The sequence below is a fragment of the Sphingobium phenoxybenzoativorans genome, from assembly GCF_001757355.1.
GTDB classification, from domain to species: domain Bacteria; phylum Pseudomonadota; class Alphaproteobacteria; order Sphingomonadales; family Sphingomonadaceae; genus Sphingobium; species Sphingobium phenoxybenzoativorans.
This window is the reverse complement of the sequence record NZ_MINO01000145.1, coordinates 1-3,953: the sequence shown is the minus strand read 5'-3', so window position 1 is coordinate 3,953 and position 3,953 is coordinate 1. Positions and strand designations below refer to the sequence as shown.

The following is a 3,953-nucleotide window of genomic DNA, read 5'->3' as shown; positions in this document are numbered from 1 at the left end:
TTGTTCCACGTCATCCCAGCGGAGGCTGGGATCTCAGGCCTTGTAGCGCCTCATTCCCTGAGACCCCAGCCTTCGCTGGGGTGACGGATTGGGAAAGGATGCTCCCCTCCCTATGAGGGAGGGGAGTTTGACGGCGGGAATGGGTGGGGAGCGGAACGGCGACTATTGGATGAAATATATTGAAACCTGCCTTTGCCGCCGCTGAGGTTACACACCCCCAGTGAACCCAGTCATCCAAGGCAAAACAAACAAAAGTGACCCCCCTGAAAATACTGCTAAGAGAATTGCCCCTCGCTGCTTCCAATTGACGAGCGCCAGCCCCACAAGCAAAATCGCAACGATCGAACCGGGGAACGAAAGAAAGAGGTGAAACTGGCCCCAATTTGGATACCCTGCCACATTTTGACCTAAAACGCTTCGATAGGCAGTTACGCCACCGAATAGCATCAGGCCCCAGACGGTCAGAGCGATACCGGCAATGATGTTGGCTAGGGTCATTTTTCACGCATATCATACTTGCTGAGGGACCGCTATTTGCGCCGCGCGCATTATACAATGGCGTCTTAAAATGGTCGAAAGATGGCGTTATTATTCGTCATCCCGGCGAAAGCATTATCCGTCATCCCGGCGAAAGCCGGGACCGATCCCGCCTTCGGCAGGCGGCGGGCAAGGGGGAGATATGGGTCCCGGCTTTCGCCGGGATGACGGTCAATAGCAGAGTGGGACTTTGCACTTTTGGTCGCTCACCGTCATTCACCCTGAACGCAAACCCCAGACGCGGCAGCACCGAACGGATCAATCCGCGCCGCGCCCTCAAGCATCACGCCGGTTCCAGCTCCGCCGCTTCCGTCTGTGCGATCCAGCCGCCGCCGAGGACCCTGTCGCCATCGTACAGCACCGCCGCCTGGCCGGGGGCGACGCCATATTCGGGCGTATCGAAAACCAATCGGCCGCCGTCCAGCCGGGCGGGCACGGGTTTTGCCATCGAGCGGACCTTGGCGAGAACCGGCCCGGACAAATCGTCCGCCAGCCAGTTGGCGTCCTCTATCACCGCCGCGCGCACCGCCAGCGCCCGTTTCGGCCCGACGATCACCTGCCGCGCCGCGCCGTCGAGGCGCACGACATAGAGCGGTTCGGCCTGGCCGCCGATCTCCAGACCCTTGCGCTGGCCGACGGTGTAATGGATCAGCCCCTTGTGCCGGCCCATCAGGCGGCCGTCGACATGCACAATCTCTCCGCCGTCATCGGCATCGGGGCGCACCTTGCGGACGATGGCGGCATAGTCGCCGTCCGGCACGAAGCAGATGTCCTGGCTGTCAGGCTTCAGCGCGACGGAGAGGCCGAGCGAGGCCGCAATCTCCCGCACCTGCGGCTTGGGCAGGCCGCCGAGCGGGAAGCGCAGATAGTCTAGCTGCGCCTGCGTCGTCGCGAACAGGAAATAGCTCTGGTCACGCGCCGGGTCGGCGGCGCGGTGCAGCTCCGCGCCCTGCGGTCCCATCACCCGGCGGACATAATGGCCGGTGGCGAGGCAATCGGCGCCCAGATCGCGGGCAAGCGCGAACAGGTCGGTGAACTTCACGCCCATATTGCATTTGACGCAGGGGATGGGGGTCCGCCCGGCCATATATTCGTCGGCGAAATCGTTGATCACCGTGTCGCGGAAGCGGCTTTCATGGTCGAACACATAATGGGCGATGCCCAGGCGATCGGCGACGGCGCGGGCGTCGCGAATATCCTGCCCGGCGCAGCAACTGCCCGTCCGCCCGGTCGCCGCGCCATGATCGTAAAGCTGCAGGGTGACGCCGATAGTTTCCGCTCCGGTCTGGACCGCAAGCGCCGCCACGACGCTCGAATCCACCCCGCCGGACATCGCAACCACGATCCTGCGGGCCGAAAATGGCGGCTCAATCTGAAATTCTCCTTGCATGACAGCGGCATATAGGCCGGAAATCCGCCATTTTCCAGCCGCCTTAATCAAGCCTTCACCCGCCCTAACGGTCTGTGACCATGGGATTTACCGGCCTTTATCCTTTGCCGCCTACTAAGGCTTTCATGGATTTGAGTTTTTCCCGGACGCAGGAGCGCATGGAGGCGGAGGCAACCCCTCTGCTGTCGCTCGATCTGCCGATGCTGCTGGCGGCCTGCGCCGCTTCGCAATCGGCCAGCCCGACCGTGCGCGCCGTCGAGTCCCTGGAGCATGAAAATGCCCCGGAGGGCGACCGCATTGCGGTCCTGACGGAAGTCTTTGCACCGCGCGGGGGCGCGGCGCAGGATCTTTCTGTCCTGGGAGGAGCATTCAACATCCTGATTTCTGAGCAATTAATGGTGGGGAAGTAAAAATGAAGACAGCGTTTACCGTGGCGCTTTAGCCGATGTTCAATGCTGTCATGGAATAGGTGGACCGACCACAGGCCGAAAGGCCCCCGTGCCGTTATTTGAGGTGAGAATGATCGAGAATCACAAGATTCGCCCTGCCCAGGTGGTAGGACCGCTGGGAGAGCCGCTGACACTCGACAGCCTGCCCCCGCCCACGACCACCCGCTGGGTGGTCCGGCGCAAGGCGGAGGTCGTCGCTGCCGTCAATGGCGGGCTGCTGAGCGTGGACGAGGCGTGCGAACGCTATTCGCTGACGCTGGAGGAATTTGCCGGGTGGCAGCGCGCCGTCGACCGGTCCGGCATGCCGGGCCTGCGCGTCACGCGCATCCAGCACTATAAATCGCTGTACGAGCGCCAGCAGAAATACTGACGCGCGCATCCGGCGTTACAGCCGGTGCAAGGGCCGCCTGTCCATCGTGACCGGCGGCCTTTTCCTTTGCGCGGCATTCGCGAGCCAGAGATGCGCCGCCCGATGGTTGCTTAACCGAAATATAATCATGACGGCCGGGAACGCAGAGCGCCGTGCGCGGTTATATTCCCCACAGGACATCCTGGCGTGGGGAAGCTCGGAAGGAGTAACATATCATGGGAATCATTCTCTGGCTGATCATTGGTGGCGTTGTCGGTTGGCTTGCGAGCCTGATCATGCGTACTGACGCGCAACAGGGCATTTTGCTGAACATTGTTGTCGGTATCGTGGGCGCCTTCATTGGCGGGCTGATCTTCAACGGCGGCACGATCAATCAGGTGCTGACCGTGAATTCCTTCATCGTGTCGCTGGTCGGCGCGGTCATCCTGCTGGCGATCGTCAACCTGGTCCGTCGTGGTTCGCTCCGCTAGATTAACCCGAATAAGAGAAATGGGCCGGTCCTCGCAGGAGGGCCGGCCTTTTCATATCGGCTTCACGACCGCCGCATGAGCAGGCGATAGACGAACAGGATGAGGGCAGCGCCCAGGATCGCGGCGATGAAGCCCGCCCTCTCCCCTTCCTGATAGAAGCCGGCGACCCGGCCCAGATACCCGGCGAGAAGCGCGCCGGCGATGCCGAGCAGGATCGTCACGATGCAGCCGCCCGGATCGCGGCCGGGCATGATGAACTTGGCAATGGCCCCGGCCACGAGACCAAGGAATATCCAGCCCATCAATTCCATCCGCCACCCCGTTTCCCGCAGTTCGTTGCGTGGGCGGCATAATGGCTGTTGCCGCCGCGATTGCAATCTGTTCCTTGCCTGCAACATTCCTCCGGAATCGATACGCCTGACCCATGCGCATACTTGCATATCGTCCGTTCTGCGGGCATCTCCTGCGCCAAGGGCCGCCATAAAAGCACGCGAGAGCGCCAGCCGTTTTTGGCTTGAGCGCGGTGATATATTCATATAACACAGTCGGGAAGCGGCAGATGCCGCTTGGGAAATGAGTGCAGGGCAATGAATTTCGAAACTCAGCTTGCGGGTGATGCGGCCATGGCCGAATTCGACGACGAGATGGCCCGTCGGCGCAAGCGGCGGATGTTGCTGCTGTTTGCTGCTATTGTGGTGGCCCTGATCATCGCTGCGCTGGTGGTGCGCGGCCGTGGC

6 protein-coding genes are annotated in these 3,953 nt (G+C 61.7%); 3 read left to right on the top strand and 3 right to left on the bottom strand.

The features are described 5' to 3' along the window. Window positions 1-207: 207 nt before the first annotated feature. Window positions 208-498 (bottom strand): hypothetical protein, encoded by a 291-nt coding sequence (locus BHQ40_RS24260; protein WP_070158256.1) that lies wholly within the window; start codon window positions 496-498, stop codon window positions 208-210. A 322-nt stretch (window positions 499-820) separates the two neighbouring features. Beyond that, window positions 821-1,927: a tRNA 2-thiouridine(34) synthase MnmA gene (gene mnmA / locus BHQ40_RS24255; protein ID WP_070158255.1), complete on the bottom strand. Its 1,107-nt coding sequence runs from the start codon at window positions 1,925-1,927 to the stop codon at window positions 821-823. Between the two features lie 131 nt (window positions 1,928-2,058). Here mnmA and BHQ40_RS24250 point away from each other — a divergent pair, with 131 nt between their 5' ends. From BHQ40_RS24250 to BHQ40_RS24240, 3 genes are all read left to right on the top strand, one after another. Beyond that, complete coding sequence (locus BHQ40_RS24250) at window positions 2,059-2,337, top strand: hypothetical protein (protein WP_171905958.1); 279 nt, start codon at window positions 2,059-2,061, stop codon at window positions 2,335-2,337. Between the two features lie 109 nt (window positions 2,338-2,446). Continuing rightward, window positions 2,447-2,746, top strand: coding sequence for a CtrA inhibitor SciP (gene sciP / locus BHQ40_RS24245; RefSeq protein ID WP_070158253.1), 300 nt, complete (start codon window positions 2,447-2,449; stop codon window positions 2,744-2,746). 215 nt (window positions 2,747-2,961) lie between these two features. Continuing rightward, window positions 2,962-3,216 carry a GlsB/YeaQ/YmgE family stress response membrane protein gene (locus BHQ40_RS24240; protein ID WP_070158252.1) on the top strand — a complete coding sequence of 85 codons (255 nt, stop codon included), beginning with the start codon at window positions 2,962-2,964 and terminating at the stop codon, window positions 3,214-3,216. Window positions 3,217-3,278: 62 nt separating this feature from the next. Here BHQ40_RS24240 and BHQ40_RS24235 read toward each other — a convergent pair whose 3' ends face one another. Then, on the bottom strand, window positions 3,279-3,527 hold the full coding sequence (locus tag BHQ40_RS24235; RefSeq protein ID WP_070158251.1) for a GlsB/YeaQ/YmgE family stress response membrane protein: 249 nt from the start codon (window positions 3,525-3,527) through the stop codon (window positions 3,279-3,281). Window positions 3,528-3,953 lie beyond the last annotated feature (426 nt).